Here is a 733-nt window from a genome sequence, read left to right as displayed (position 1 = left end):
CCGATGAAGTTCATCGGGCGTTTTGTATTTTAAAGAATGATGCGGTCGTTCCTGGTTGTAGATCTGCACCGACTGCCGGACCATCTGGGCGGCCTGGCCCAGGTCGGCCGGACGTTGTAAAAGCAGTTCTGTCTTGAGAATGCCGTTGATGCGTTCAGCGAGAGCGTTCTGGTAGCAGTCGTAGCCGTCGGTCATCGAGCAGGTGAGCCCATGGCGCTGATGGAGCTGCTGGTAGTAAGCCGAGCAATACTGAATACCCCGATCTGAGTGATGGATCAATGGCTGGCGTGTCTTTCTACCACGCAGCGCCATCTTCAGCGCCTCGCTGACCTGCTCGGTCTGCAGGCTGTCATGCACGTGGTAGCCGACGATCTTGCGGGACCACGCATCCGTCACCAGGCTTAGATAGACAAACGCTCCGGCCGTGGCCAGATAGGTGATATCAGCGACCCACACCTGCTCGGGCCCTGTGGGGACAACCCTCTGGGGACCCTCTTTCAGCAGATTCGGATGTCTGCGGAAACGGTGGTGGCTGTCGGTGGTCTTGTGATACGCACGGCGGGTTTTCACCAGCAAACGGGCGTGTCGCAGGATATCGAACATGCCGTCGCGCCCGAGCTTGATGCCGGCCTGTGTGAGCGGCGCTCCCAGCAGATGATGCAGTTTGCGCGTCCCGAGCCGGGGCTGGCGCAACCGGGTGTACGTCACCAGCGCGATCACTTTCTCATCGCGC

Annotated in this window: 1 protein-coding gene; it reads right to left on the bottom strand. The window is 59.8% G+C overall.

Going from position 1 to position 733, the window contains the following annotated elements; genetic code table 11:
* Positions 1-733: IS3 family transposase (locus AC3WLT_RS37255; protein WP_492596540.1), on the bottom strand; the 733-nt coding region annotated here is incomplete at both ends.

The organism is Paraburkholderia sp. FW306-2-2C-D06C, from assembly GCF_058781505.1.
Note: the sequence above shows the minus strand (reverse complement) of the source record. Positions and strands in the feature narration are given on the sequence as shown.